This window comes from Acidovorax sp. KPB24-03 (assembly GCF_057546605.1).
Genome location: NZ_BAAJYR010000919.1, coordinates 1 through 616, shown reverse-complemented (window position 1 = coordinate 616; position 616 = coordinate 1). Strand labels below are relative to the sequence as shown.

1 pseudogene is annotated in these 616 nt (G+C 75.3%); it reads right to left on the bottom strand.

The features are described from left to right. A pseudogene (locus tag AC27KI_RS26800) lies at positions 1 to 616 on the bottom strand (iron chelate uptake ABC transporter family permease subunit); the annotation flags it as partial.

Below are 616 nucleotides of genomic sequence, written 5' to 3'. Positions count from 1 at the left end.
CCAGCGTCAGGCCGTCGAGCGCGCGCGACAGGGTCCACGCGGCGATGCCGCACAGCGCCCACGCCCCGGCCATGAGCGCCGCAGGCCACCCAGCCGACGAAGCTGGTGCTGCCCAGCGTGAAGGCCTGCATGGCCTGCAGGATGTCCGGCGAGGCCAGCTCCACCAGGTCGCGCAGCGCGCCCAGCACCACGCCCACGATCACCCCGGCCAGCAGCAGGCGCAGCGTGTGCTGCACCCCGCGCGCCAGCACCAGGGTCAGGGCCACGGCGCCGGCCGCGCCGAGAAACGCCATGCCGGTGACGCCCAGCCGCGCCAGCCATTGCGCCGCCATGGGCGACACGCCGAACACCACCATCGCCAGCGCGCCGCCCAGCGCCGCGCCCGAGGCCGAGCCCAGCAAATATGGATCGGCCAGCGGGTTGCGGAACAGGCCCTGCGCCACCGCGCCCGCCAGCCCCAGCAGCGCGCCCGCCAGCCAGGCGCCCAGAGTGCGCGGCAGGCGGATCTCCCACACGATCTGCCAGGCCACCGGGTCCTGGCCCATGCGCAGCAGGCTGTCGAATCCCGTGCTGCCCACGCAGGCGCCGACGACCAGCAGCAGCGCGCTGGCGACCA